The 25,849-nt window shown below is 66.3% G+C and carries 25 protein-coding genes; 10 read left to right on the top strand and 15 right to left on the bottom strand.

All coding sequences use genetic code 11. The annotated features are described in order from the left end of the window. Positions 1 to 18: 18 nt before the first annotated feature. From IEX43_RS10670 to IEX43_RS10650, 5 genes are all read right to left on the bottom strand, one after another. Positions 19 to 999, bottom strand: coding sequence for an alpha-ketoacid dehydrogenase subunit beta (locus IEX43_RS10670; protein WP_188810842.1), 981 nt, complete (start codon positions 997 to 999; stop codon positions 19 to 21). Then, positions 999 to 2,234 carry a pyruvate dehydrogenase (acetyl-transferring) E1 component subunit alpha gene (pdhA, locus tag IEX43_RS10665; RefSeq protein WP_188810840.1) on the bottom strand — a complete coding sequence of 412 codons (1,236 nt, stop codon included), beginning with the start codon at positions 2,232 to 2,234 and terminating at the stop codon, positions 999 to 1,001. Before pdhA ends, IEX43_RS10670 begins: the two co-directional genes overlap by 1 nt. 149 nt (positions 2,235 to 2,383) lie before the next feature. Beyond that, positions 2,384 to 3,502: a histidinol-phosphate transaminase gene (locus tag IEX43_RS10660; RefSeq protein WP_188810838.1), complete on the bottom strand. Its 1,119-nt coding sequence runs from the start codon at positions 3,500 to 3,502 to the stop codon at positions 2,384 to 2,386. 59 nt (positions 3,503 to 3,561) lie between these two features. Next, positions 3,562 to 5,448: a pectinesterase family protein gene (locus IEX43_RS10655; RefSeq protein ID WP_188810836.1), complete on the bottom strand. Its 1,887-nt coding sequence runs from the start codon at positions 5,446 to 5,448 to the stop codon at positions 3,562 to 3,564. Continuing rightward, on the bottom strand, positions 5,448 to 6,821 hold the full coding sequence (locus IEX43_RS10650; RefSeq protein WP_188810834.1) for a pectate lyase family protein: 1,374 nt from the start codon (positions 6,819 to 6,821) through the stop codon (positions 5,448 to 5,450). The genes IEX43_RS10655 and IEX43_RS10650 overlap by 1 nt, the downstream gene beginning before the upstream one ends. Before the next feature lie 269 nt (positions 6,822 to 7,090). Between IEX43_RS10650 and IEX43_RS10645 the strand changes: the two genes are divergently transcribed. Further along, complete coding sequence (locus tag IEX43_RS10645; protein WP_066272442.1) at positions 7,091 to 7,516, top strand: phage holin family protein; 426 nt, start codon at positions 7,091 to 7,093, stop codon at positions 7,514 to 7,516. A 9-nt stretch (positions 7,517 to 7,525) separates the two neighbouring features. On the opposite strand, the gene IEX43_RS10640 is transcribed toward IEX43_RS10645, so the two are convergent. Both IEX43_RS10640 and IEX43_RS10635 read right to left on the bottom strand, forming a co-directional pair. After that, entirely contained in the window at positions 7,526 to 8,896 is a 1,371-nt protein-coding gene (locus tag IEX43_RS10640; protein WP_188810832.1) for a hypothetical protein, read from the bottom strand. Then, positions 8,897 to 9,199, bottom strand: coding sequence for a hypothetical protein (locus IEX43_RS10635; RefSeq protein WP_188810830.1), 303 nt, complete (start codon positions 9,197 to 9,199; stop codon positions 8,897 to 8,899). It lies immediately after the preceding gene. Positions 9,200 to 9,435: 236 nt separating this feature from the next. Here IEX43_RS10635 and purB point away from each other — a divergent pair, with 236 nt between their 5' ends. Beyond that, positions 9,436 to 10,878 (top strand): adenylosuccinate lyase, encoded by a 1,443-nt coding sequence (gene purB / locus IEX43_RS10630; protein WP_188810828.1) that lies wholly within the window; start codon positions 9,436 to 9,438, stop codon positions 10,876 to 10,878. Positions 10,879 to 10,999: 121 nt separating this feature from the next. Continuing rightward, positions 11,000 to 11,677 (top strand): histidine phosphatase family protein, encoded by a 678-nt coding sequence (locus tag IEX43_RS10625; protein ID WP_188810826.1) that lies wholly within the window; start codon positions 11,000 to 11,002, stop codon positions 11,675 to 11,677. Here IEX43_RS10625 and IEX43_RS10620 read toward each other — a convergent pair. The 3 genes from IEX43_RS10620 to IEX43_RS10610 all read right to left on the bottom strand — a co-directional run bounded on the left by IEX43_RS10620 (position 11,674) and on the right by IEX43_RS10610 (position 13,510). Beyond that, positions 11,674 to 12,600, bottom strand: a complete 927-nt coding sequence (locus IEX43_RS10620; RefSeq protein ID WP_229666404.1) for a serine/threonine-protein kinase — start codon at positions 12,598 to 12,600, stop codon at positions 11,674 to 11,676. The two genes, IEX43_RS10625 and IEX43_RS10620, sit on opposite strands and share 4 nt — an antisense overlap. Continuing rightward, positions 12,597 to 12,803: a hypothetical protein gene (locus tag IEX43_RS10615; RefSeq protein WP_188810822.1), complete on the bottom strand. Its 207-nt coding sequence runs from the start codon at positions 12,801 to 12,803 to the stop codon at positions 12,597 to 12,599. Before IEX43_RS10615 ends, IEX43_RS10620 begins: the two co-directional genes overlap by 4 nt. Before the next feature lie 194 nt (positions 12,804 to 12,997). Continuing rightward, positions 12,998 to 13,510, bottom strand: coding sequence for a MarR family winged helix-turn-helix transcriptional regulator (locus tag IEX43_RS10610; protein ID WP_188810820.1), 513 nt, complete (start codon positions 13,508 to 13,510; stop codon positions 12,998 to 13,000). Positions 13,511 to 13,664: 154 nt separating this feature from the next. Here IEX43_RS10610 and IEX43_RS10605 point away from each other — a divergent pair, with 154 nt between their 5' ends. The 5 genes from IEX43_RS10605 to IEX43_RS10585 all read left to right on the top strand — a co-directional run bounded on the left by IEX43_RS10605 (position 13,665) and on the right by IEX43_RS10585 (position 18,875). Next, positions 13,665 to 14,168: a GNAT family N-acetyltransferase gene (locus IEX43_RS10605; protein WP_188810818.1), complete on the top strand. Its 504-nt coding sequence runs from the start codon at positions 13,665 to 13,667 to the stop codon at positions 14,166 to 14,168. Positions 14,169 to 14,241: 73 nt separating this feature from the next. Beyond that, complete coding sequence (locus tag IEX43_RS10600) at positions 14,242 to 14,682, top strand: acyl-CoA thioesterase (RefSeq protein ID WP_188810816.1); 441 nt, start codon at positions 14,242 to 14,244, stop codon at positions 14,680 to 14,682. A gap of 176 nt (positions 14,683 to 14,858) precedes the next feature. Further along, the gene (locus IEX43_RS10595; RefSeq protein WP_188810814.1) at positions 14,859 to 15,932 is read left to right on the top strand and encodes an extracellular solute-binding protein; all 1,074 of its coding nucleotides are present in this window, start codon (positions 14,859 to 14,861) and stop codon (positions 15,930 to 15,932) included. 58 nt (positions 15,933 to 15,990) lie between these two features. Beyond that, positions 15,991 to 17,058, top strand: a complete 1,068-nt coding sequence (locus IEX43_RS10590) for an ABC transporter ATP-binding protein (protein WP_188810812.1) — start codon at positions 15,991 to 15,993, stop codon at positions 17,056 to 17,058. After that, entirely contained in the window at positions 17,055 to 18,875 is a 1,821-nt protein-coding gene (locus IEX43_RS10585) for an ABC transporter permease (protein ID WP_188810810.1), read from the top strand. The genes IEX43_RS10590 and IEX43_RS10585 overlap by 4 nt, the downstream gene beginning before the upstream one ends. On the opposite strand, the gene IEX43_RS10580 is transcribed toward IEX43_RS10585, so the two are convergent. After that, a complete protein-coding gene (locus tag IEX43_RS10580) occupies positions 18,876 to 19,931 on the bottom strand; it encodes an FAD-dependent monooxygenase (protein ID WP_188810808.1) in 1,056 nt (351 codons plus the stop codon). A 56-nt stretch (positions 19,932 to 19,987) separates the two neighbouring features. On the opposite strand from IEX43_RS10580, the gene IEX43_RS10575 reads away from it, so the two are divergent. Then, a complete protein-coding gene (locus IEX43_RS10575) occupies positions 19,988 to 20,527 on the top strand; it encodes a TetR/AcrR family transcriptional regulator (protein ID WP_188810807.1) in 540 nt (179 codons plus the stop codon). Between the two features lie 98 nt (positions 20,528 to 20,625). Here IEX43_RS10575 and IEX43_RS10570 read toward each other — a convergent pair whose 3' ends face one another. The 3 genes from IEX43_RS10570 to IEX43_RS10560 all read right to left on the bottom strand — a co-directional run bounded on the left by IEX43_RS10570 (position 20,626) and on the right by IEX43_RS10560 (position 23,821). Next, complete coding sequence (locus IEX43_RS10570; protein ID WP_188810805.1) at positions 20,626 to 21,813, bottom strand: 4-hydroxybenzoate 3-monooxygenase; 1,188 nt, start codon at positions 21,811 to 21,813, stop codon at positions 20,626 to 20,628. A 123-nt stretch (positions 21,814 to 21,936) separates the two neighbouring features. Further along, complete coding sequence (locus IEX43_RS10565) at positions 21,937 to 22,680, bottom strand: IclR family transcriptional regulator (protein WP_188810803.1); 744 nt, start codon at positions 22,678 to 22,680, stop codon at positions 21,937 to 21,939. 61 nt (positions 22,681 to 22,741) lie between these two features. Next, positions 22,742 to 23,821, bottom strand: a complete 1,080-nt coding sequence (locus IEX43_RS10560; RefSeq protein WP_188810802.1) for an FUSC family protein — start codon at positions 23,819 to 23,821, stop codon at positions 22,742 to 22,744. Between the two features lie 161 nt (positions 23,822 to 23,982). On the opposite strand from IEX43_RS10560, the gene IEX43_RS10555 reads away from it, so the two are divergent. Further along, complete coding sequence (locus IEX43_RS10555) at positions 23,983 to 24,822, top strand: ACT domain-containing protein (RefSeq protein WP_188810799.1); 840 nt, start codon at positions 23,983 to 23,985, stop codon at positions 24,820 to 24,822. A 59-nt stretch (positions 24,823 to 24,881) separates the two neighbouring features. Here IEX43_RS10555 and IEX43_RS10550 read toward each other — a convergent pair whose 3' ends face one another. Next, the gene (locus IEX43_RS10550) at positions 24,882 to 25,802 is read right to left on the bottom strand and encodes a diacylglycerol/lipid kinase family protein (protein WP_188811000.1); all 921 of its coding nucleotides are present in this window, start codon (positions 25,800 to 25,802) and stop codon (positions 24,882 to 24,884) included. Positions 25,803 to 25,849 lie beyond the last annotated feature (47 nt).

Raw genomic sequence — 25,849 nt, 5'->3', positions numbered from 1 at the left:
GTCCTCGGTTGGGAAGCCTCAGTAGGAAAGGGCGCGGTCCAGCGCCTCCAGGATGCGGTCGATGTCCGGAAGGTAGTCTTCCTCCACCTTGGCAACCGGGTAGGGCATGTGGAAGCCGCCTACCCGGATGACCGGCGCCTCGAGCGAGTGGAAGGCCCGCTCACTGATCCGGGCAGCGATCTCTCCGCCGATTCCGCCGAAGGTGGGCGCCTCATGGGCCACCACCAGCCGCCCGGTTTTTTGCACGGAGGCTGTGACGGTGTCGAAGTCCAGCGGGGAGATGGACCGCAGGTCGATCACCTCCACGCTCCGGCCGTCCTCCTCCGCGGCGTTCGCGGCCGCCAGCGCAACCGGCACCAGGGGGCCGTATGCCACGACGGTGGCGTCTGTCCCCTCGCGGAGGACGTGCGCCTTGAAGGGATCCTCTGCCCGGCCCGGCGCGGCGGTGTCCACCTCACCCTTGAGCCAGTAGCGGCGCTTGGGCTCGAAAATGATCACCGGATCCTGGCATTCCACGGCCTGCTGGACCATCCAGTAGGCGTCATGAGCGTTGGAGGGAGTGATGATGCGCAGGCCGGCAGTGTGGGCAAACAGCGCCTCCGGCGATTCGGAGTGGTGCTCAACGGAACCGATACCGCCGCCATAGGGGATGCGGATAACTACCGGGACCGTGAGGTTGCCATTGCTGCGCGCATGCATCTTGGCCAATTGCGTGGTGATCTGGTTGAAGCCGGGGAAGACAAACCCGTCGAACTGGATTTCGCAGACCGGCCGGTACCCGCGGAGCGCAAGGCCAATAGCGGTTCCGATGATCCCGGATTCAGCCAGCGGCGTGTCAACCACCCGGTCGGGGCCGAACTCGCCGATCAAGCCGTCCGTGACGCGGTAGACACCGCCCAGCGGGCCAATGTCCTCCCCCATCAGCAGGGACTTTGGATTGCTGGCGAGTGTCTCGCGCAGGCCCTCGTTGATGGCCTTGGCGATGGTCATGGTTGTCATCAGTGGCCTGCCTTTGCTGCGGGCTGTCCGGAAGATCCGGCCGGCAGGTCTCCGCCTTCGAACCCTGCGGTGTATTCCTCAAACCATGCGAGCTCCTCCGCCACCAGGGGATGAGCCTCGGCGTAGGTGTTGGCGAACGCGGAGCGGATGTCCGGGGTTTCAAGGTCATGGGTGGTGCGGCGGACGTACGCGGCGAGTTCATCGCCGTCGGCCTTGACCTTGGCGAAGAACGCGTCGTCGGCCAGGCCTTCGGCGCGCAGGTACTTTTCCACGCGGGCCAGGGGGTCCTTTGCCCGCCACGCGTCTTCCTCGGCGGACTGGCGGTACTTTGTGGGGTCGTCCGCGGTGGTGTGGGCGCCCACCCGGTAGGTGAAGGCCTCGATCAGGACCGGGCCCTTGCCCTGGCGTGCGTGTTCCAGCGCCCATTCGGTGACGGCGTGGACGGCGATGACGTCGTTGCCGTCAACCCTGATCCCCGGGAAGCCGTAGCCCTTGGCGCGGTTGGACAGCGGCACGCGGGTCTGGACGTTGGTGGGGACGGAGATGGCCCAGTGGTTGTTCTGGCAGAAGAACACCACGGGCGCGTTGTAGGAGGAGGCGAAGACCATTGACTCGTGGACGTCACCCTCGGAGCTTGCACCGTCACCGAAGTAGGCGATGACCGCGGCTTCCTCCCCGCTGCCGTGCGCTGCCGAAAGTTTCTGGTCGCGCTGGATGCCCATTGCATAGCCGACGGCGTGGAGCGTCTGGGCGGCCAGGACCAGGGTGTAGAGGTGGAAGTTCGTGTCCTTGGGGTTCCAGCCGCCGTTCGACACTCCGCGGAACTGCCGGAGGAGTTCGGCAAGGTCCACGTTGCGGGTGTAGGCGACGCCGTGCTCACGGTAGGTGGGGAAGATGTAGTCCTGCGGCCGGCTGGCCCTGCCGGAGCCGATCTGCGCGGCTTCCTGGCCGGTCAGCGGGACCCAGAGCGCGAGCTGTCCCTGCCGCTGCAGCGCAGTAGCTTCCACGTCGAAGCGCCGGATGGCGGCCATGTCCGCGTAGAGGCCGCGAAGAACCTCGGGGGTAACCTTCTCCGCGTACTCGGTGAAGACGGGGTCGAAACCGAGCTTCCCGTCGGGGCCCAGGAGCTGGACCATCTGCGCGGGGGGCTCGCCCATGACCGCCTCGGCATCAGCCTCACGCTGGTCGTCTACCGCTGTTCCGTCGAACTCGGTGGAAGGCAGATGTGTGCCCATACCGTCTCCTCGCTTGCCGCATGCGGATGCAGTGCAATGTCGCTGGGATATATGCCTCAAGAGGAATAGATTCCCGGCGCGGCATATATATTGCTTTACTGATCCTAACTTTATCTTCAGTAGGTACGCGCCGAGCTACTTGTTAAGCGCTAGGAAGCCCGTGGCGCGTTTGTATAGTTCGCACACAGCTGGAGGAACCTGGTGTTGGCCTCCACCTCGCCGATGCTCACCCGTACCCCTTCGCCGGGGAACGCCCGCACTGACAGCGCCTGGGCGCCCGCAAGTTCAGCAAATCCGGCGCTGTGTTCGCCCAGGTCCAGCCACACGAAGTTTCCCTGCGCATCAGGAACAGCCCAGCCAAGGCTCCGCAGCCCTGCCGTGACACGCTCGCGTTCGTCCACCAGGCTTTGTACCCTTTCTACAACCTGGGGGTAGTTCTGCAGCGAAACAATAGCGGCCTTCTCGGCAATCTGGGACACGGCAAAGGGCGTTGCTGCGACCCTGAGGTGCTGCGTCAGCGCGGGGTTGGACACGCTGTAGCCAACCCTGAGCCCGGCCAGGCCATGTGCTTTCGAGAACGTACGGAGCACCACCACATTGGGATATTTGCGGTACATGGCGATCCCGTCCACGGCACCTTCAGCCCTGACGAATTCCTGGTAGGCCTCATCGATCACCACCACCACGTGCGGTGGGACGCGCCTGATGAAATCCTCTGTTTCGGCAGTGCCCAGGACGGGTCCGGTGGGATTGTTGGGCGTGCACAGGAGGACCATTTTGGTCCGGGCGGTCACGGCAGCCGCCATGGCCCGGAGGTCATGCCTGCCGTCGGCAGTAACGGGAACGCGCACGCTTTCGGCCCCGGCGAGCCCCACGCTGATCGGGTACGCCTCAAAGGAGCGCCAGGCGTAGACCACTTCGTCCGGCGTCCCGTCGTCGTTCCGTCCGGCAAACGTGGCCAGCAGCTGGTTCAGTGCGCCCAGGCTGCCCGCGCCGGTGACGATGTCCTCGGCGGGCACGCCCAGGAAGCCGGACAACTCCGCACGCAGCCTGCTGCTGAGCGGATCGGGGTACCGGTTGAAGTCGGCCTGGTGCGCTATGGCCTCAAGGACGGCAGGAAGCGGGGGCAGCGGATTTTCATTGGAGGACAGCTTGTAGCTGGCCATCCCGTCAACGGCGGCGGGTGGCTTCCCAGCGGCATAGCGGGGCAGGCCAGCCACCACGGGACGGGGCTGGACACCACCCGTGAGGGTCTCAGAAGACGTCATGCAGACCAGCCTACTTCCCGTGCTGCAGGAGGGAAGCAGGCTGGTCACACGCTGTTGGCCTAGGCGCCGGACGGTGCTGCGGTGCTGTCCGCCCTGGTGCCTGCCAGCTGCGGCGCCCAGCCGTCTGCGCCGCGCAGGTAGGCCTCCAGCGTGTACTCCCCGGCCAGGGCCGGGTCGAGCTGGGGCCGGGTGGGGGCCACCCGTGATCCGGGGCCGTTGTTGTTGAGTTCGTGGAACCGCGCTTCCTGCCAGGAGAACCCGCTCATATCCGTCCAGGGCGTGCCGGAGATGTGGGCACCTAGCCAGGAGTCCCTGATGAGCACCTGGGCAATCGCCTCCACGTCGCCGCTCGGGTGCCAGGGGCGGCCCAAGTGAACCGTGCCGGCCGCGGCATCCGAGACGAACCGGCAGCCGGTGAACAGGTAGCCGTGTTTGATCTGGATGTTGAGGCTGCCGGCCGACACGTAGCCGTTGTTGCTGTCAGACCCCCGGTCCAGGGACCGGATCTCGCAGCCGGAAAACACCGCCGTTCCCCGGCCGAAGATGAAGTCCACGTCCCCTTCCACGTAGCAGTGATTGAAGAAGAACCGTGACTGCACCCCCCGGGAAGGCGAATCAACCAGCAGGGTGTCCTGGTTCCCCAGGCACCGGACATTGCGCAGGACGGCCCGGTCTCCTGTCAGGAAGAGGGCCACCGCCTGCCGGTTCTTCATCTCCTGGTTGGCGGCCTCGTCGAAGTCGTTGCTGAACGTGAGGTTCGCGGCTGCGAAGTCCGGTCCGTCAATCCGCACGCTGGCGCTTCCACCCGTGCCATAAGGTCCGGTGCCGTCAGGTTTCGGAGTGCCGGAGGCGTTGTTGTAGACCAGCACAACATCCTCGGCCCTCTCCCCCAGACCAATGAACGAAATCCTTGGCTTGTTGGCCGGCACCCTGATGAGTTCCCGGTAGGTTCCGGGAGCGATGCGTATCTGCGTGCGGTGGGTGCTTCCGGCCGGCACGGCGTCCACGGCGGCCTGCACTGTCCGGAACACGGATCCTGCCCCGACCTCCAGGACCACGGGCTTGTCGATGGGACGTTCGCTGGGCCAGTGGATTCCGTCAAGGGGGTCCAGCTGGGCATCAACATGCTGGAAGTATCCCGGCGGGCCTGCCTGCTGCGCCTGCAGCTCCGAGGCCACCAGCCGGGCCACGGCAAGGGCACCTTCCGCCTGGAAGTGGGTGTTGTCCGCCACGCCCTCCGGGTACTGCGGATAGTGGCCGGGCGACGCGTAAAGGAAGTGCGACTTCGTCCCTTCCGGGCCGAGCTTCTGCCACAGGTCCTTGGAGGAGGCGGTGAGATCCACGAGGGGCGTCCCCGTCGCAGCGGCAAGCTCCCGGACAGCCTGGGGGTAGGCGCCGTGCGAATCCTGGGCAACGCCGAGGGCGCTGAACCGCCGGCGTTCCACCGGTGTGACCAGCACGGCTTTTGCGCCGCGGACCCTGGCACTGTCGATGTACTTCTGCAGGTATTCCTTGAACGTGGTCTGGGGGTCTGTGCCCCTGGCCGGGTCCTGGACCTTTTCGTCATTGTGCCCGAAGGAAATCAGCAGGTAATCCCCCGGCTGGAGCATGGCCGCCACCTCATCGAGGAGGCCGGCGTCGGCGAAACTCTTGGACGAAGCGCCGGACCATGCGTAGTCGAATACCCCTGCCTGCGGCCCCAGCAGCAGGGGGAGCGCCTGGCCCCAGCCTGCGCGGGGCCGTTCCGACTGCTGGTAGGCCGACGAGGTTGAGTCCCCCACCACGAAGATCACCGGACGGGTCCGGTCCTGCGGGGACGCATTGGCGGGGCGGACGGCGGCCTGCGAGCGCGCAGCGCCCGGTCCGGAGAGTCCCGCCGCGGCCGTCGCTGCTCCAGCCGCAACAGCAGCCAGGATGGAACGGCGGCTGGGTTTGAGGCGGCGCATCAGTTGGCCGCCCCTGCCGTAAAGACGGGCCCGACGGCGTCCGCGAGGAGGGCGGGAACGGCCTGGGCGGCGTTCACATGGGTCCGCAGCACCGGCGTCCAGCTGTCGTCGGCACCCAGCTGCCGGTCCGCCGGAGCAGCTGCGTTGTAGGCTGCCCGGAGATCGACGATTTTGCCGTTGACCGCGTTCCCGGTGGTGGCGATGACCTTGCCCTTGAAATATGCGATGAGCGAGGCGACTGGGGTACCTGCGGGAAGGGTAAAAGCGTTTGCCTCGGCGTAGAGGTGCGATTCCACCCCTGCCCCAAAGGTATATCCGTAGGGGACGTCGGAGTCAGCGGAGGTCTTGAAGTGGTTGTTATAGACGTCCACCTGGCCGTAGCGGACCCGCGGTGCCCGCTGGCCCACGTTCTCAAACACGTTGTGGTGGATTGTTACGCGCAGCTTGCCGGCGTCACCCCGGTTGGTGGAATCCGTGGATCCGATGAGCAGGAGCTTGTCATGGTCGGAGAACCGGTTGTAGGACATGGTGACGAGGTCCGAGCCATTGGTGACGTCAACCGCTCCGTCATGGACCTGGTAGGGCCGGCCGAAGTAGCTGGGCTGGGCGCTGTCCAGGTTGGGGGCGTCGGTGAAGTGGGAATGGTCAACCCAGACGTTGGTGGAACCGTTAATGATCTGCAGCAGGTCATACTCACTGTTCCAGTTGCCGGTGGTGCCGTCGGTCGGATCCCAGGCCGGAAAGCAGTCGGCGGCATCGCGCACGGTGAGGTTCCGGAAAATCACGTTTCCGGCGCGGTTGATCCGCAGTGCTGCACCCGTGATGCTGCTGTCCGGGCCGGCGCCCACAATGGTGGTGTTGCTGGGGATGTCCCAGCGGATGTTGGCAGCCTGCTTGGCCGCTGCTGCGCGCCGCGCAGTTTCCTGGGCGCCCTCAGGTTCCCTGGTTGTCCCATACCGGGCGGGATCAAAATCGTAAAGGTACTGCGCCAGGGAATAGCCGGTGCCACTGGCATAGTCTTCACAGCTGAGCGGAGAGCCGCTCGCGTCCACGTTGGCCGCGATGTCCCCGTGGACCCGGATGATCTTCGGGTCCGCGCCGCCACTTGCGAAGGCGGCCAGGAGTTCGGTTTTGCTGGAAACGTCGTACACGCGGTCAGCGCCGGCGGCGGACCCGCCGGTGGTGCCGGCACCCGCCGCCGCCCAGCCGTCGTTTTCCGGCAGTACCTGGCGTTCGAGCGGCTGCCGGGCCGTCTGGGCTGTTGGGTCCGCCTGCGGCGCGGGCGATGCCAACGCGGGGGCTGGCGCTGCGAGCAGTGAAACGGCAAGGGCCGCCACCACAGACACGGGTGTTAGGGGCTTCTTATGACGCATGATCTCTCTTCCTCCATTGGAATGAACCACGCTTCGGCGCAGGCGACGGCCTGCACGTCGGAAAGCGATTTCTCTACTATGAGAAACCGCTTTCCGAATGTCAAGGCTTCAGTCGGAGATTGACAAGATCCATTGCACCGATGTCATACCGGAAGCAAACGTGTGACACCCGCCGAAGGAGGCGGGTGCCGCCGGGCCGACTCCGGCCGACTGCCCAATCGAACCGTCTCCTGCACCTGGCTCACAGGCAGGTGTGAAAGCATGGGCGCATGCTCTCTTTCATTGGCCGGGTCCTCATCAACGGGTTGGCGCTGTGGATTGCAAGCTGGATCCTTCCCGGGCTGGAAATCTCCACATCGGCAACAACAGACGCGGTAGCCCAGACGGGTGTCTCGCAGGGAACGGATGTGGCCGGCACGGCTTTGGCGTATGTGTTCATCGGCCTGATCTTTGGTTTGGTGAATGCGTTCATCCGCCCGCTGGTGAGCTTCCTGTCCCTTCCGATCACCATCCTCACGCTGGGCCTCTTCACCATCGTCATCAGCGCCGCCATGCTGTACCTGACCTCCTGGATCAGCAGTTTCACGCCGGTGCACTTCACCATCGATTCGTTCTTCTGGACGGCCGTGTTCGCTGCCATCATCATCACCCTGATCTCGCTGGTGGCAGGCCGGATCACCGGAGTCCGCCGCTAGCAGACCGGCCTACCGCCCGCCATGCCCGCGTTCCCGCCGGCGGAGGTCCGCGGCGTGGAGATGTGATGCAGGCGCCGGTGTCCGTGCCAGGGAAAACCGCATGGCCGTTGCTGTGCCCCCGGCGCCCAGGACAGCGCCCAGCGCCGCAGTGGACTGCACCAGTGAAGGGTCGTCGCTTGCTGAGACCAGCCGGGCGCCGTCCTGGTACGTAGTGAGGGTGTGGCCGGTACCGAGGCCGCCCTCCCCCTCCGCTGCCCTCGGGGCATGGCCCATGGACACGGTGACACGGTCCTTTGTGTCCGGATTGGGTGCACCGTCGGAGCCGGGCACCCAGTCTGCGCGATGCTCGAGGTGAAGAGACTGCACCCCCGGCGCGGCGTTGATCCCTGCGACGGGGGAACCCGCCGTCAGGACGTACCTCAGGTCATATTGCCGGAGAAACCTGGGATCTGCAGCCAGGTTCATGGCGTGAATCCCACCTTGGCTGTATCCCACGGCAACCACCGGGTCTCCCTGCCCGGCACCTGCGGCATTCAAAGCCTGCAGGGCCGCCATGTTCATTTCGTCAGAGTCGTAGAGCATCGCTTCACCCACCCCTACCTCGTCCAGGGGGTTGTTGCCGCCGGCGCTCAGTAGTTCCGGCTGCGTGCCCGGAATCACCACCACATAGGCACTTTTTCCTCCCCCGTGGACCTGGATGACCTCGATGAATCCCGGGCCGCGGGCATCGATGAGCCGGATGCGCTCCAGCAGGCCGGCCGGGGAGGAATCGAGATCAATGGAAACCGTCTCTTGGCGGTCCAGAACGAGGGGACGGTTGAACGCGCCCGCGTCCTCCAGCACCTCCCACGGCCAGGGTTCCTTTTCAATGCGCTTCTTCACTCCCGGGGCATCGAGCCCGAGGGACGCGACGAGTGTTTCCATCGTTCTCTCGTCAGCGGCGCCTGTGACGGACACGTTCACAAGAGCATTGCCGAGGTCTCCAATGCCCATCATCCCAAGGGACCGCTCAGCGGCTGCCCTTGCCTCCGCCATTTCGTACTCCTGCCTGCACGCCCGGACCTGGCTGCTGATGCGCTGGAGTTCGGTCCGCACGGCCTGGAGGCTCCGCTCTGACTCGCCCACCGCGCTCAGGGCCATGGTCCCGGTCCACCGGGGCTGGTCCTGGAACGGAATAAGCTCTTCCCAGATGCGGCGGACCTCGGCCTCCACCCCGGCAAGCCGTCCCGCCAGGGCATCCACTTTTTCCGCACCCGCGGCCAGCTCCTCCAGCTGGAAGCTGATGCCGCCCACCCCGCCCCGGATTGTGAGGGGGCCGTCCTGTTCCGGGCCGGTAACCCGGACAGGGCCGCCGGTGCCGGACGGCGTGGCCTCGGCCACCTAGAACCTGCCGCCGTAGGAGCAGCCGGCAACCAGGGTCTCCCGGCTGTGCCGTTCCACGGCTGCCTTTGCTTCCATCAATGATTCGAGGGCGCGCCGCAGGGCCGACGCCTGCAGAGCCACGGTGTCCCGGTAGGCCCGCCCTGCCGGCGACTCCCACTGCAGGAGCTGGATGTCCCTGAATCCCGCAAGCACTTCCTCTCCCCGAACCACGCAGGCCGCCACACGAGCAGCCAGCTGGTCCACCTGGGAAACCCGGCGCAAGTCGGCCTGCAGGTCCGCCCCTGCCAGCTCACTGCTCACCCTTCCGCCCCACGGACGCCCCGCACCGCCGCCAGTCCCGTTCCCATCCCTCAGCTTCCCCTTCCATGCCGCCCCACTTCCGTAGCACCCCGCCAAGACACACCGCCCGGCCCTCTTCCCTACCCCGACGCTACGAAAGGACTGTCCCGGGCTGTAGGGCCGCCGTCGGCTATGTGGACAAGTAACGTGCAGGCCGCCGCTTAAGGGGCCGCCGGAGTTCGTGAAAGAATCAGCACATGCCTGAAACTGCCGCCACAGCTGACACCCGTACGCCCTCAGGACGCCTGGCCCTTGCCGCGTCCCCGGAAAAGATTGCGATCGGCCCGCTGGACGGCCGCTACCAGTCAGCCGTCGCGCCCCTGGTGGACTACCTCTCCGAGGCGGCTCTCAACCGTGACCGTGTGGCTGTGGAAGTTGAATGGCTGATCCACCTCACCAGCAACAACGTCCTTCCGGGTGCCGGGCCGCTGACCTCTGCACAGCAGGACCAGCTGCGGGCCATCGTGACCGAATTCGACGCAGGCTCGGTGGCCGAACTCGCGGATATCGAAGCCGTCACGGTCCACGACGTCAAGGCCGTGGAGTACTACATCGGCCGCCGCCTGCCCGCCATCGGCATCGAAAACCTGACCGCCCTGGTCCACTTCGGCTGCACCTCCGAGGACATCAACAACCTCTCCTACGCGCTCGGCGTCAAGGGCTCTGTGGAGGACGTGTGGCTGCCCGCCGCGCGCGCCCTGGTGGCCCAGATCAGCAGGATGGCGGAGGACAACCGCGCCGTCCCCATGCTGTCCCGCACGCACGGCCAGCCCGCGACGCCCACCACCCTGGGCAAGGAACTTGCGGTCATCGCGCACCGCCTGACCCGCCAGCTGGACCGGATCGCCCGGACGGAGTACCTGGGCAAGATCAACGGCGCCACCGGCACCTACGCCGCCCATGTGGCATCCGTGCCCAGCGCCGACTGGCAGCAGGTGTCCAAGTCCTTCGTCGAGGGACTGGGGCTGACCTGGAACCCGCTCACCACCCAGATCGAAAGCCACGACTGGCAGGCGGAACTGTACGCCGACGTCGCGCGTTTCAACCGGATCCTGCACAACGTCTGCACGGACATCTGGAGCTATATCTCCATCGGCTACTTCGCGCAGATCCCGGTTGCGGGTGCCACCGGCTCCTCCACCATGCCGCACAAGGTCAACCCGATCCGCTTCGAGAACGCGGAGGCCAACCTCGAAATCTCGTGCGGGCTGCTGGACGTCCTGGGTTCCACGCTGGTGACGTCCCGCTGGCAGCGGGACCTCACCGACTCCTCCAGCCAGCGAAACATCGGCGTGGCATTCGGCCACTCACTGCTGGCAATCTCGAACGTTGCCAAGGGCCTGGACCGCCTGGATGTGGCTGAGGATGTGCTGGCCGGAGACCTGGACACCAACTGGGAAGTCCTGGGTGAAGCCATCCAGATGGTCATGCGCGCAGAAGCGATTGCCGGCGTCGAAGGCATGGAAAACCCCTACGAGCGCCTCAAGGACCTTACCCGCGGCCAGCGGGTGGACGCCGGCCGCATGCAGGAATTCGTGCAGAGCCTGGGCCTGTCACCTGAAGCCGAGGCCCGGCTGCTGGCGCTGACGCCCGGCAAGTACACCGGCATCGCGGACCAGCTGGTGGACCACCTGAAGTAGCTCCCGCTCCCGTTCCGCGGACGGTACGGCAGTAAAGTACGACGGCGGCGCCGGGCTCCCAAGGGGTCCGGCGCCTTCTGTTGCGGTCACCCGGCCGTGCCGGGAGTGCGAAACTGGAAGCATGAAGTTGCTGCTCATCCGCCACGGACAGACCCCCGGTAACGTGCTCGGCCAGCTGGACACTGAGCACCCGGGGCCCGGCCTTACAGAACTGGGTGAACGCCAGGCCGAGGCAATGGCCCGCTCGCTGGCGAACGAACCCATCGGCGCCCTGTATGCGTCCACACTGATCAGGACGCAGATCACCGCCGCACCGTTGGGCCGGGTGCACAGTCTGGAGGTCGAGGTGCTGGACGGCCTGCACGAGATTGAAGCCGGGTCCCTGGAGAAACTGACGGACGAGGAGTCCCACAAGCGCTACATGGGAACGGTCTTCGCCTGGGCGGCAGGGGACCTGGACCGGAGGATGCCGGCCGGCCCTGACGGCCATACCTTCTTTGAACGCTTTGACGCCGCCATCCGCCGGGTGGTTGAACAGGCGCTCGACCACCGGCATGAGGCGGCGGCCGTCGTGAGCCACGGCGCAGCCATCCGGACCTGGGCGGGGCGCCGGGCGGAGGATGCGGACCATGAGTTCGCGGCCCGGCATGTGCTGGCCAACACCGGAATCGTGGCGCTGGAAGGCGACCCGGACCGCGGCTGGAAACTGCTCCACTGGGACGGCAGCCCGGTAGGCGGACTCGCCCTGGCTGATCCAACTGCGGAGGACCCCACCGGGCAGGACACCGCCGGGGCTTAGGTCAGCTGCCGGATCCGGCGGGCGGGAAAAACCGCCATTCTGCGGCAGGGGCTGCTGGCTTCGTCCACAGGTACGGGCACGAGCCCCGCGGCCATGCCTGCGGCCTCCGCCGCCGTCGGCCGTTCCGCACTGTCCATGGCCGTCAGGGACCGGAGGAAGGAAGACCACCCTGGACCCAGGGAGTCCGGCACCTGGGGACTGCGAAGGGTCCTGGCCACGAGCGACTCGATGGCCGTCCCGGGAAACGCCTTGGATCCGGTGAGGAGTTCCAGGAGGACCAAACCCATCGCATAGACGTCCCAGGAAGGACAGACGGGACCTCCCGAGGCCTGTTCCGGGCTCATGTAGTGCACGGTTCCTGAGGAAACCCCTGGTTCCGCAGGTGAGCCGGCAGCCGCCACGATGCCGAAATCCACGATGCGCACCGGGCTCCGCCGCAGCCCGCTCAGCATCAGGTTGGCGGGTTTGATATCCCGGTGGACCAGCCCTTCTCCATGGAGATGGGCCAGGGCCTCGAAGAGCCCCCGCGCCCAGCCGGCTATGGCGTCGGGATGGTGCCGGCTGCTACGGGCGGCCTCCGAGAGGCTCGGGCCCAGGGCCAGCTCCTCCACCAGGAACGGCCGCCCGGCCAGCGGCGTTCCGCTGGGGACTACGCCCAGTCCGATATACCTGACAATCGAGGGGTGGCTGAGGGCAGCCAGGACGGCGGCCTCACTGCTGATCCGCTCGAAATGCTTCACGGAATCGTCCACCGCCACTTTGACGGCCACATCCGGTCCGCCGTCAAGGTCGGCGGCCCGGAAAACCTGGGCCAGTGTGCCGCGGCCCAGGAGGTCCTTGAACTGGTAGCGGCCGGCCACCACGGCCCCGCCGGGGGTGAGCGCACCAGGCGGCTGCCTGTGCGCCGGGGACGGGATGCTCACGCTGAGAGGGCAGCGGAGTGCGGCGCATCCTGCACAGCGGCACCGGCCCGGGATGCGCGGGCGTAGGGGGACCGGATCCATGCGTCCAACTGGAAGCCGCACCCGCAGCGCCACACGGGCGGAAGCTGGACGGGACCGCCGCCCTCAGGTTCAAACGAGTAGCCGACGGCGGCCGGCCCCACGGCGGGGGTGACGAGGTCCATGGCCGTTCCGCAATGGAGGGCAGCGCCGCTGCCAGTGCCGTCCGACGGACACGGTGCGCTGGAGTCAGGGTTGGATGCAGGGGAATCCAGGGGCAAAAGCTCAGTAAAGGTAACCAACACGCTCACGACTCCGGCTGTAAATGTTCGGGATTATTCGTAAGCATACATATTGCTAGTCCATCTAGCTAGTCAGGCTAGTTACTTTTTTCCTCATGGTGCGATTTCTGCAGCGCTTCGGTCATCCGGCTCAGGAACTCCACCACCACCCTCGCCTCGTCTACCGAGAGGCCCTCGGCTACCGCCATCATTTCGCGGTGCATGTTGCCAAGGGTCAGGCGCACCTCCCTGTCGGACTCAACGGTGGGAACCACAACGACGGAGCGCCTGTCGGTGGGGTGGGCCTCGCGGCGGACATGCCCGCTGGCCACGAGCCGGTCAATAAGGGATGTGGTGGAAGCGCTGGTGATGCCGAGGAACTGGCTGATGTCCTTGGGTACCACCGACTTTCCGGAGGCCTGGACGCGCAGCAGGTAGCGGAGGGCCAGGATATCCGTCTCCCCCATGCCCATGGAGTCCCGGGTGGAGCGGCGCACCGCCGTTTCAGCGGTCCGGTAGTCCCGCAGGGACTTCAACACCGCGGCGCTGTAATCCAACTGACCGTCGGGCCCGTACCAATAACCGGACCCCTCATTACCCGTAGAACGCATGCAATCATATTAGACCAGCTAATAACTAGGCAGCCAAGTAAGTTGCGGCAGGCGAGTCCTGATGCGTTCTCCGGGAACTAACCGGCAGGAAACACCGGCGTAACCGCCTCCTCGTAGCCTAAGTTTGCATAACCCTTCGGCGAAGCGAGGCAGAATGCAGACCAACCCGCGGTTGAACATCAGGCAGGTGCCCTGGTCCAACCCCGTAGGCGCCGACCTGCGGCGCGCGCAGCAGGCCGAACTCGACGCCCGCTTTGGCACCCCTGACCACGAACCCGGCCCGCCGCCGTCGAGCGCGGACTGTGCCGTCTTCCTGGTGGCTTATGACAAAGGCTCGGGCCAGCCCGTGGGCTGCGGCGGCCTGCGGATGATCGACGCCACCACTGCAGAGATCAAGCGCCTGTACGTCCTTCCCTACACCCGCGGCTCAGGCGTGGCCAGCTCGATACTGGCGGCCCTCGAGGCGGAAGCTTTCAAACTTGGATACACGCGCATCAAGGCCGAAGCGGGATCTGCCCAGCCGGACGGCCGGAACTTTTACGAAAACTCCGGATTTGAGGGTGTGCCCAACTTTGGCCACTACATTGGGGTGGCGCACTCGTACTGCTACGCCAAGAGCATCAATGCCCGCAGCGCCGCGCAGACCGCAATGGCCTAGGCAGGCGTCCCGGCTTCCGGGGCGGGCTTCGTCACAGTGGGTGCGGCCGCAGCGCCTCGGCTAACCTCGGCCTATGGAGACAGCAGACATCACTTTCCGTACCCGCAAGTGGGTCCGGCCCGAGGACCTGAACGCAAATGGGACGCTGTTCGGCGGCAGCCTGCTGAAGTGGATCGATGAGGAAGCGGCCATCTATGCGATCCTCCAGCTGGGCAACGGGCGCGCCGTCACCAAGTACATCTCGGAGATCAACTTCGTCAGCTCAGCAGTGCAGGGCGACCTGATCGAAATGGGGCTGACTGCCACGCGCTTCGGCCGGACATCCCTGACCATGCGCGCCGAGGTCCGCAACATGATCACCCGCCAGAGCATCCTCACCATCGAGGAAATCGTCTTCGTGAACCTCAACCCATCAGGCAGGCCGGAGCCTCACGGCTACACGGAAATCACCTACGACCGGGACAGGATCCCCACCCACCACCTGACGGAGACGCTCAGCGGAGACGCACAGTAGCGGCTGACGCTTTACCGCCTGTTTACCCGCACGCCCCCGGCCGTTCCTTTGACTGGACCAGAGTAACCAGCCGGGCTGTTTATCGAATCGATAGCCATAACAGCCGTGAATTCCGCCTGCCCGGCGTTAGGCTTGCCGGACATGCTCCGATTCCAGTCCAGAAATGAGTCCAGATCGTGCGTACTTTGAAGACTTTGGTTGCCGCCGCCGTCGCCGTCACCCTTCTTGCCGGATGCGGAGGAGGTGAAGCATCGCCGGGAGCGTCCGGTGATGCCTCAGCCCCGGCAGGCGGTTCCGGGGACACCCTGGTGGTTTACACCAACTCCAACGGTGAGGGCCGCGGGGAATGGTGGACCGCCAAGGCCGCCGAGGCCGGCTTCAAGATCGAGATCGTCGGCGCGGGCGGTGCGGACGCCACCAACAAGCTGATCGCGGAAAAGAACAACCCCATCGCCGACGTCGCTTTCGGGCTCAACAACATGTACTTCTCGCAGATCCAGGCCGAGGACGCCCTGGAGGCCTACGAACCGTCGTGGGCGGGCGAGGTGGACAAGGAACTGGGCGACGGCGAAACGTACTGGCCGCTGGTCAAGCAGGCCATCCTCCTCGGCTACAACTCGGACAAGATCCCCGCGGACAACGCCCCGCAGGACTGGACCGACCTGTGGACCAAGGACGACTTCAAAGACCGCTACGAGCGGGTAACCGGCCTGGGCACCGCCACGGCACAGCTGGTCTTCGCCGGAATCCTCAGCCGCTACCAGGACGACTCCGGCGACCTTGGCGTCTCGGACGAAGGCTGGGAGCAGGTGGAGCAGTACTTCCAGAACGGCAGCCCTGCAGTTGCGAAGACCGACCTCTTTGCCCGGATCGCGGCCGGTGAAGTGGACATGGGCCAGATGCCGTCCTCGATCATCGCCGAACGCGAGAAGTCCTTCAACGTCAACGTGGAAACAGTGGTCCCGTCCGTTGGCGTCCCGCTGGCCGTGGAACAGATCGCGCTGGTGAAGGGCACAGAAAAGAAGGAACAGGCGCAGAAGTTCATCGACTGGTTCGGCAGCGCCGAAGTCCAGGGCGAGTTTGCCCAGCAGTTCAACGCGATGCCGGTGAACAAGGAGGCCGAAGCCCAGGCCAATCCCGAGGTGGTGGACTTCTTCGCGGACCTCAAGCAGCAGGACATCGACTGGGACTTCGTGCAGGAAAACATGGGCGCCTGGGTGGAAAAGATCGAGCTGGAGTACATGACGTAACCCGGCACACTGCCGGTCCCCGTCCACCCAGCCGTTTGCTTCATCAGACAGGTTTGCCATGATCCGCTTGGACAACATCGAAGTTTCCTTTGGTGATTTCACCGCCATCCCGGGCCTTGACCTGCACGTGCTCCCGGGGGAGTTCTTCACCCTCCTGGGGCCGTCCGGCTGCGGGAAGACGACGGCGCTGCGCACGCTGGCGGGCTTCATCCAGCCTTCCAACGGCACAGTGCACGTTGACGGCAAGGACGTCACCCGGCTTCCCAGCGACAAAAGGCAGGTGGGCATGGTGTTCCAGAACTATGCCCTCTTCCCCAGCATGAGCGTGTGGGAAAACATCGCCTTCGGGCTGCGGGTCCGGAAGGAGAAACCCGCGGACAGCGACCGCCTGGTCCGGGACATTGCCCGGCGGGTGGAACTCAGCGATGAGCAGCTGTCCAAGAACGTCGCCGAGCTGTCCGGCGGGCAGCAGCAGCGCGTGGCGGTGGCGCGGGCCCTGGTGCTGCGGCCCAAAATCCTGCTGCTGGATGAGCCGCTGTCCAACCTGGATGCCAAGCTGCGCCACCAGCTCCGCCAGCAGCTCAAGGACCTGCAGAGCGAATTCGGGATCACCACGGTGTACGTCACCCATGACCAGGACGAGGCCCTGGCCATGAGCGACCGTGTAGCCGTGTTCAACAAGGGCGCGGTGGAGCAGGTGGGGACCCCGCAGGAGATCTACGACCATTCGGCCACCGAATTCGTCTGCAACTTCATCGGGGACAGCTCGGCCCTGACGCCGGAGTTCGTGGCGGAGCTGAACCGGCTCTCAGGGGCGGGGCTCAGCCCGGACGCCAATTCCTACCTGCGGGTGGAAAAGGCGTCCCTGAGCCCCGCGCCTGAAGGGGGAGCCGCCGTCGGACTTCCCGGCACGGTGGTGTCCCGCACCTACCACGGCCTGCACAGCCGGTACGTGGTGCGCAGCCACGGCGCCGACATCCGCCTCCTGGTGAAGGAAGAAGGCGGCGCCCACCACGACCCCGGCACGGAAACCACCGTCTACCTCCAGCCTGCCCACGTTCTGCAATACCACCCGGACACAGGCGCCGCCCTTCGGCAGCGGGACCCGGCAGCAGTCCTGCCATGAGCAGCACGGCGGTTCGCGCCATGGTCCGCTCCCCCTTCGTACTGATCGTGGGGGCCGTCCTGACCTGGTTCATCGCGGCATTCCTGGTCTGGCCCAACATCAACGTCCTGATCGCCACCTTCTTCCCGGACGGCAGCTTCTCCGGGCGGGCCGCGGAAAAGCTCTTCTCGTCCCAACGCGCCATGAAGGCGCTGGGCAACAGTTTCCTGCTGGCGGTGGCCCTGTCCATCACGGTGAACCTGGTGGGTGTGTTCATTGTCCTGGTGACGCACTACTTCCAGATCCGCGGTTCCAGGATCCTGTTCCTGGGCTACGCGTCCACCTTCATCTACGGCGGCATCGTCCTGGCTGCCGGGTACAAGTTCATCTACGGGGACAAGGGAATTGTCACGTCCCTGCTGGTCAAGGTGTTTCCCGGCATGGACCCCGCGTGGTTCTCGGGTTTCTTCGCCGTCCTGGTGGTGATGACGTTCGCCACCACCACCAACCACATGCTGTTCGTGGCCAACGCCCTGAAAGGCGTTGACTACCAGACCATTGAAGCGGCCCGGAACCTGGGGGCGTCCACCTGGACCATCCTGCGGCGGATCGTGCTGCCGATGCTCAAGCCGACCCTGTTCGCCGTCACCATCCTGTCTTTCCTGACCGGGCTCGGCGCCCTGAGCGCTCCGCAGGTGCTCGGAGGACGAGACTTCCAGACCATCACCCCGATGATCCTGACGTTCACCAACAGCCCCACCTCGCGGGACCTGGCGGCGCTGCTGGCCGTGATCCTGGGTTTGGCCACCATACTGATGCTCGCCGTGATGTCCCGGCTGGAAAAGGGCGGCACGTATTTTTCGGTGTCCAAAGTTTCCTCGGCGCTGCAGAAGCAGGACATCACCAACCCTGTGGCCAACGTGGTGGTCCACGCGGTGGCCTATCTGCTGTTTGCGGTGTACACGCTGCCGGTGGTGCTGATTGTGCTGTACTCCTTTGCCGACGGCGCCGCGATCCAGACGGGCGAGCTGGTGTTCGGCAGCCTCACGCTGGAGAACTACCAGCGGGTCCTGACCCAGCCGTCCGGGCTGCGGCCGTTCATCGTGAGCGTGGTGTACAGCGCCCTGGCGGCGTTGATCGCCGTGGGCGGGCTGCTGTTTGTGGCCCGGCTGCTGCAGAAGTACAAGAACTGGGTGGCCTCAGTCTTCGAATACCTGCTCCACATTCCGTGGATCCTGCCGTCCGCGCTCCTGGCCCTGGGCCTCATCATCAGCTACGACCACCCCAATCCCCTGGTGGGGGGGGCAGTCCTCACCGGGACCACCGTGATCCTGCTGATCGCGTTCGTCACGGTGAAGATCCCGTTCACGCTGCGCATGCTCAAGGCGTCCTTCGCCTCGGTCAACTCCTCCTTGGAGGAGGCTGCGGCCATCATGGGCGCCAAGACCTTGTACGTCTTCCGGCGGATCCTCCTGCCGCTGGTGCTCCCGGCGGCCGCCGCCATCACGGCGCTGAACTTCAACAGCCTGCTGGACGACTACGACACCGCGATCTTCCTGGCCCACCCCCTGGTCCAGCCGCTGGGCCTGGTCATCAAGGCCAATACCGACGGCGCGGAGGGCGTTGACGGAGTCGCCAACACGTTCGTCTACACGGTGCTGCTGATGGTCATCACCGGTGTGACCATGTATCTCGTCTATGGCCGCTCCAGCAGGGAGCGGTCCCGGAAGAAGAAGCTGCCGGCCGTCCCGCCGGCCTCCCAGGTTCCCGGTCCGGGGCTTCCGGGAACGCCGGTGGCCGGGGAGGACGCCGCGCAGCCTGCAGCTCCCGTGCGCTGATCAGCCAGCGGAACCGCTGACGACGGCGGCGCGGGCGTTCCGCCGCCGGGCCAGCTTGAGGACGCCGTCACGCAGCGGCTGGGCACCGTCCGCAAAGGCGACGCGCCCCATGGCAGAGGACGCCAGGCTGAGGGCGCGGGTCCTTGGCCGACGCTGCCGGTCGTAGGCACGCAGTGCCTGGCCTTCGGGCAGCGTGTTGAGGAGGTCAGCCAGTGTTACGGCATCCACCAGAGACTCGCAGGCGCCGCGCCCCAGGGTGGGCAGCATGGCGTGGGCGGCATCGCCGATGAGCACGGTCCGCCCGCGGACGTAGGAGCCAAGATGCGGAACTGTCCAGATCCGCTGGACAAGGCATGCTTCGGGCGTGGCTGCGGCCAGCGTGCGGCGGATGGCGGGCGCGTGGCCGGAATAGCGCTCCCGGGCGTATTCCAGGGCTGACGCTGCGTCAATCCCGTACGGGCCCATCCCGGACCGGTAGCTGGCCCACCAGAAGGACCCTCCCCGGGCGGCAGCCATGCCGAACAGGTCGCCGCGGCCCCAGTACTCGCCCACCTCGTCCTGGCTGACCGGAGCAGGCAGGGTCCCGCGGAGGGCGAGGTACGGGGTGAGGCGTGCATCCGTTCCGGCGCCCCAGACATCCCGCCGGACTGCGCTGTGCACGCCGTCAGCACCGACCACCAGGCTGCCGTCGTCGGGAAGTGACCTGACGGTGCTGGTGATCCGGCGGACGGTTCCCGGGACGGCACCGTCCAGCAACCGCAGCAGGTCAACCCGGGAGATGCCGAACATCTCCCCCGCGTTGATGGTGATCCAGGGCTCTCCCTGGGCGTCACGGACCGATCCGCTGCCGATCATCGGGCTGACCGCCCGGGCCTCTTCAAGGATTCCCAGCCTCGCAAGCGCACGTTGGGCGTTGGGCCACATCCCCAGCGCGTGGCCCACTGCCGGCAGCTCGGGCCGTTTCTCGTACAACGTCACCAGGAACCGGCTGGAGTCCAGGCCCGCGGCCAGCGCCAGGCCGGCAATGCCGCCGCCAACAATCGAGATTGTGTCCATGCACGTAAATTTACTACTTTTGTAGTGATCCGGAAGGGCTCAATTACACTGGGCGCATGCCTGACCGCCGGACCCAGCTCCTTGATGCCGCCCTCGCCCTCGTGGCTGACAAGGGAATGAAGGGCCTTACCCACCGGGCCGTGGACGCCGCCGCGCAGGTGGCGGAAGGGACCACCTCCAACTATTTCCGCAACCGAACCGCCCTGGTGGAAGCGGTGCTGGACCGCCTGGAGCACCTGGACACCCAGCTGCTCCGGGACCAGGGAGCGGCTGGTCCGCCGCGGAACCTCGAGGAACTTGCGGGCCAACTGGCTTCCATGCTGCTGGCGCTGGCCGGCGAGCACGCGGGCCTGACCCGCGCCCGGCTGGCCCTTTCGCTGGACCGGCCGGAAGCGGTAACTGCCGGGCATTTCCGGCTGGTGGGCGGCCTGGTCCCGGCCCTCACCGCGCTGGGGGTGGCCGATGCGGCCGCCCGGGCACGGGACCTGGCGGATTATGGCGACGGTGTCCTGCTCCACCTGCTCACGGTCAGGCGGGACGAGCGGCCTGAGGCCGCGTCCATCGCAGCCGCAGTCCGCCGGCTGCTCGCCCCCTAAGGCGCCTCCCGCCGTCGCCCCTCCCCACAGAGTTTTTGTCCAGATATGCAGGGTGTAAGGGCTATTTACCCTGCATATCTGGACAAAAACTCTGCACGTCAGGCGTGGCCCGGCCAGCCGGTGTAGGCCTCCGCCAGGTAGGCCATGCCGTGCCTTGACGACACCACGGAATTCAGCTCGCCGAGCTGGCGCGCCCGGGAGAAGTCGTCCGCATCGGTGGAGGTGTGCAGCATGGTGGTCATCCAGTAGGAGAACTGCTGCGCTTTCCACACCCGCTCCAGGGCCCGGCCGCTGAAAGAGTCCAGGAGGTGGTCCGAGCCAGAGTTGTAATGGGTATCCAGACCCTCGAAGAGCATCTTGACGTCGTGGATGGCGAGGTTGAGGCCTTTGGCGCCGGTGGGCGGGACCGTGTGGGCGGCGTCGCCGGCGAGGAACAGGTTGCCGTGACGCATGGGCGTATGCACGAAGCTGCGGAACGGCAGGACCATCTTGTCGATCACCGGCCCCTCCTTGAGCTCAAAGCCGTTGCCGTTGACCCTGCTGCGGAACTCCGCCCAGATCCGGTCGTCATCCCACTCCGCCACGTTCTCCTTGGGGTCGCACTGGAAGTACATGCGCTGGACGGTCTCGGTCCGCTGGCTGATCAGGGCAAAGCCATTGGCGGAGTTGGCGTAGATCAGTTCGTCGGCGCTGCGCGGAGCCTCGGCCAGGATTCCGAACCAGGCAAACGGGTACTCGTGGAAGTACCACTTGCGGCTGGCCTCGGGAATCTGGAAGCGGCAGTGGCTGCGGGACCCGTCTGCACCCACCAGGAAGTCGGCCTGGATCTCAAACTCCGCCCCTTCGGAGTCCGTAAACCAGACCTTTGGCCGGCCTTCCAGGTCATGCACGGTGGTGTCCGTGACGCTGTAGCGGACGTCCCCGCCGTCGGTCTTCCTGCGGGCGGCGAGGTCCAGGAACACGTCGGTCTGCGGGTAGAGCCAGACGGACTCCCCCACCAGGTCCTTGAAATCCACGCGATGGCTCTCCCCGTTGAACCGGAGTTCGATGCCGTCGTGCCGGTCCCCGTCGCGCAGCACCCGGTCCGAGACCCCGCTGTCCACGAGCATGTTGACGGTGCCGTGCTCCAGGATGCCCGCGCGGACGGTCTCCGAGATGTCCTTGTGGCTGCGGACTTCAATGACGGTGGACTCAATGCCGGCCTTGGCCAGCAGGTGGGACAGCATGAGGCCGGCCGGGCCTGCGCCCATGATGGCCACCTGGGTGGTGATGATTGTGCGTGGCATGGCGTTCTCGCTTCGTTGCGGGGCCGCAGCTGCGCGGCCGTGTGGTGCTTCTGCCAACAGTGTGCGCTCCGGCAGGTGAGCGGCGTTATATGAATTCCGTTCAACGGAAGAATTGGTGCCGGCCTACGAGTCGTTCAGCCTGCGGGCTATCCCCCTGGCGGCCGTCTGCAGTGCGGGCACCAGTGCCTGCAGCCGCATCTCGCGCAAAGGGACCACGACGCCGAGCGACGCCACCGCGCGCTGGCGGGCGTCCAGCACAGGGACGGCGATCCCCCACGTGTCCGGGTCCACCACGCCCTTAAGCTGGGCAAAGCCCTGGTGGAACGTCTCGCTGAGCAGCAAGCGGACAGCGTCGGTGGCGACCTTACCGTCCGGGTCCGCGAACTGGTCCAGGTATTGGCTTTGCAGCAGCCTGTCCTGGTGGGCCATCAGCGCCAGTCCCGCGGACGAGGTATGGACGGGCATCCGGCCGGCCACCCTCGCCCGGTTGGCCACGGATCCGCGGCGGGACAGCCGTTCCACAAAAAGCGCGTCCCAGCCGTCCAGCACGGCCAGGTTCACGTTCTGGTTGAGGACCTGCTGGATGTCCTCCATGAACGGCATGGCGGCCTGCCGCAGGGCAAGGGTGGGTGCGGTGCGGTTGACCAGTTCCCAGAGCCGCAGGCCGGGGCGCACCAGGCCGCCGGGAGCGGCGTCCAGCAGGCCGTGGTGCGCAAGCTGGCGTACCAGCCGGTGGGCAGTGGTGAGCGGAAGGCCCGCGCGCTCCGCCAGTTCGGACAATTGCAGGGCGCTGACGTCCTCGGGGAAGGCGGAGAGCAAGCGGACAATGCGGTCCACCACCGAATCACCCGAGGCAGAATTCGCCACTGCACGCACCGCTTCCGTTGAATGGGACGCTTTCAGCCTACCTTCGCCGCAGCTGCGGCGGCTAAGGCACCTCGGCCGGGGCCGCCGTCGCGCGTCCGCGGAGACGGCGCCACGCGCCGGGGGCCAGGACCACGGCGATGCCGACGGCGGCGCCGATCACCGTTTCAATGATGCGGTCCCGGAGCAGGATGGTAGGCGAGGAAGGAACCACGAGGAGGGTGGACACCAGCGCCAATGGCGTGACGAAGACCTGGGCCAGCAGGTACTGCCGGATGATGAACATCTCGGCGCCGAACTGGCACAACGCCATGACCAGGACGGTCTGCCAGGGCTGCAGGCCCAGCAGCAGGATGCCCGCCATCACCACCAGCCCCAGCACGGTGCCGATGATCCTTTGCACCCCGCGGCGGACCCGGTGCCGGGTGGTGTGGCCCACCAGCGGCACGACGGCGGCCACCATGGCCCAGTAGTTGTGGCCGAACCCGAGGCGGCTGCCGGCCCAGGTGGCCAGCGCACCGGCCAGGCCTGCAGCCACCAGGTAGCCCAAGCCCTCAAGCAGGGCAGCACGCTTTTCGTCGGGGGTGCGGCGGATGGGGCGCGGCCGGGACCATGCTGCCCGGCGGCTGGGCAGTATCCGGGAGGAGAACCCGATCAGCAGGCAGAAGGCGGTGGTGAGGGAGGCCACCAGCATGCCCTCCCACAGCGGCGGCTGGTTGGGAATGGAGGCAATGGCCGCGAAGGCGAAGATGTGGAACAGCGATCCCGCCGGGCGCAGGCGGAACCACGCGATTGCCACCGAACAGCCGCCTGCCACCAGCGTGGTGGCCAGGACCAGGAGCCACGTGGTTCCGGCCTCGTCCAGTCCCCAGGCTCCGCCGGCCCGGGCAGCGAGCGCTGCGAGGAGGATGACCAGCAGCATCAGCAGGCCGGCCCGCAGCTGCAGTGCGAAGCGGATGCCGTGGGGTTCGCCGCGGCCGTAGATGCCTGTGAAAGCCCCGAAGGACGCGAAGATGGCAAGGTCCAGCCGGCCCAGCAGCACAAGCGTGAAGAGTGGCACGAAGACACCCACCGCGCACCTCAGGGCCGGGTGGTGGTCCTTGTTGGCGGGGGCAATGTTGAACATCTCGGTGAGCATCTTCACGTGGAATAGGGCCTTCCTGCGGTGCCGGGCGTCTGGGATCTGTTTCTGGTGAGACGGGCGGCCGCGCTGACGTTCCACCAAAAATCCTACGCCCGGCATGCTTCGCACGATCGGAACGGCCGGGCAACACCGCCGAAACAGCACGACGCGATCCTTGGACCATGAAGCCCGGTGCAAGCAAGACTCCCGCGTCTGAACTGAGCTGCGAAGTGTGCGGCCTGATGCCCGAACCAACAAGGACCCGGCTGACCCTGGCGAACGTGGCCGTGATGCTGCCGATCGAGCTCCTGGTCCACGCCCTGGTGGTGGACACCCAGCTTTCCTACCTGGCCAAGGTCCTTGTGCTGACTGTTACAGCCACCGTCCTGGTGATCTGGGTGGCTGAGCCCTCCGCGGCACGGGTGCTTCGCGGATGGCTGCATGCACCGGCGCTGCGGCACAGGCGCCGGCTCGCCGGGGCGCCGGCGCTATGGAGGGCACGCACCGTCCTGCAGGATGAGCCGGGGGCGCTGCAGAAAGTCACCAAGGCCCTGGCCCGCCTGGAGACCAACATCCTGAGCATCCACGTTCACCCGGTGGCCGGCGGCGTACTGGACGAGTTTGTGCTGTCCACGCCCGGCGATGTGGACGAATACCAGCTCCTGGAGTCGCTGCACCTGGCTGGCGGTACACACTCCCACGTCTGGCCAACCACCGCGCTGGCGATGGCGGACGGGCAGACAAAAGCGCTGAGCCTGGCGGCGCGGATAGCTGAGGCGCCGGACGAGCTTCCGCTGGCCGTGGCCGAGCTCCTGCGGGCACGGGTCCTTTCCCCTGCCGAGGCACTGCTGGAAAGGCACGACGCCGGCACCCGGCTTAAGATCCCGACGGCCTGGCACGGCCCCATCACCTTTGCCCGGCCCGGGGAACCGTTCACTCCTGCGGAGTCAGCCCGCGCCCACCGGCTCGCGGAGCTCGCCGAAATCCTGGCGCACCGGCCCGCCCCGTCCCCGCCCAACTGAGTAGCGCTAAGTGTCGTTATGACCCTCCAAAACGACAGTTAGCGCTACCCAGTTGGGAATTACATACGGAGGGTCAGGGCTGCCGGTTCCATGGTCATGACCACGTGCTTGCCCTGCCCTTCGTGGTCGCCGTCCAGCTGGTAGTCGTCGTTGTGCTCCAGGGTGATCTCCACGGTTTTGCCCTGGAAGTACTCTACGGCTGTGTCCTTCCCCCGCCCCTTGCCGATCATTCCGGCAACCACCGAGAACCAGCCCAGCTTCCCGTGGTGCGGCGCCAGCACGGCAACGTCCAGCAGGCCGTCGTCCACCTTTGCCTCGGGGAAGATTTCCAGGCCGCCCTGGACCTTGCCGCAGTTGCCCACCATGACGCTGCGGACACCGCGGCGGACAGCCGGCTTCCCGTCGATCACAATGGTGGCCTTGACCGGCTTGCCGGGCAGGTTCCGGATACCTGCGTCCACGTAGGCCAGCCAGCCCACCTTGTCCTTTAGTTCCTCGTTGGTGTCGGCCATGATGGTGGCGTCGTATCCCACCCCGGCCATCACCAGGAACAGCTGCTCCATGTCCGGGTCGCTGCGGCGGGCACGGACCACATCGATCTTCCGCTCGGTGCCGGTCAGGGCCCCGGCCATGGCGCCGTCGTAATCAGTGACGTCCATGCCGAGGTTGCGGGCCAGGAGGTTGCCGGTACCCAGCGGGAGCAGCCCCATGGGCACGTCCCCGCCGGACAGCACCTCGGCGACACACCGGACGGTCCCGTCGCCGCCGGCGGCGATCACAATGTCCGCCCCCTGCGCGAGTGCTTCCTTGGCCTGGCCTACACCGGGATCTTCCTTGGTGGTTTCGAACCAGAGCGGCTCGCCCCAGCCGTTCTCCACGCAGTGCTTTGCCACCAGGCCGCGCACGTCGATGTCCACCGGCTTGGCGGGATTGACGATGATTGCAGCACGCTGGAGAGAGGTGGAGCTGTTGGCAGTCATGGTGTCCTCTGATGGCAAGTGGAAAGGCTACGTCTGAGAGAAGACTA

Source organism: Pseudarthrobacter polychromogenes (assembly GCF_014644495.1).
Lineage (GTDB): Bacteria > Actinomycetota > Actinomycetes > Actinomycetales > Micrococcaceae > Arthrobacter > Arthrobacter polychromogenes.
The sequence above is the reverse complement of the archived record's forward strand: the minus strand, read 5'-3'. Positions and strand labels throughout refer to the sequence as shown.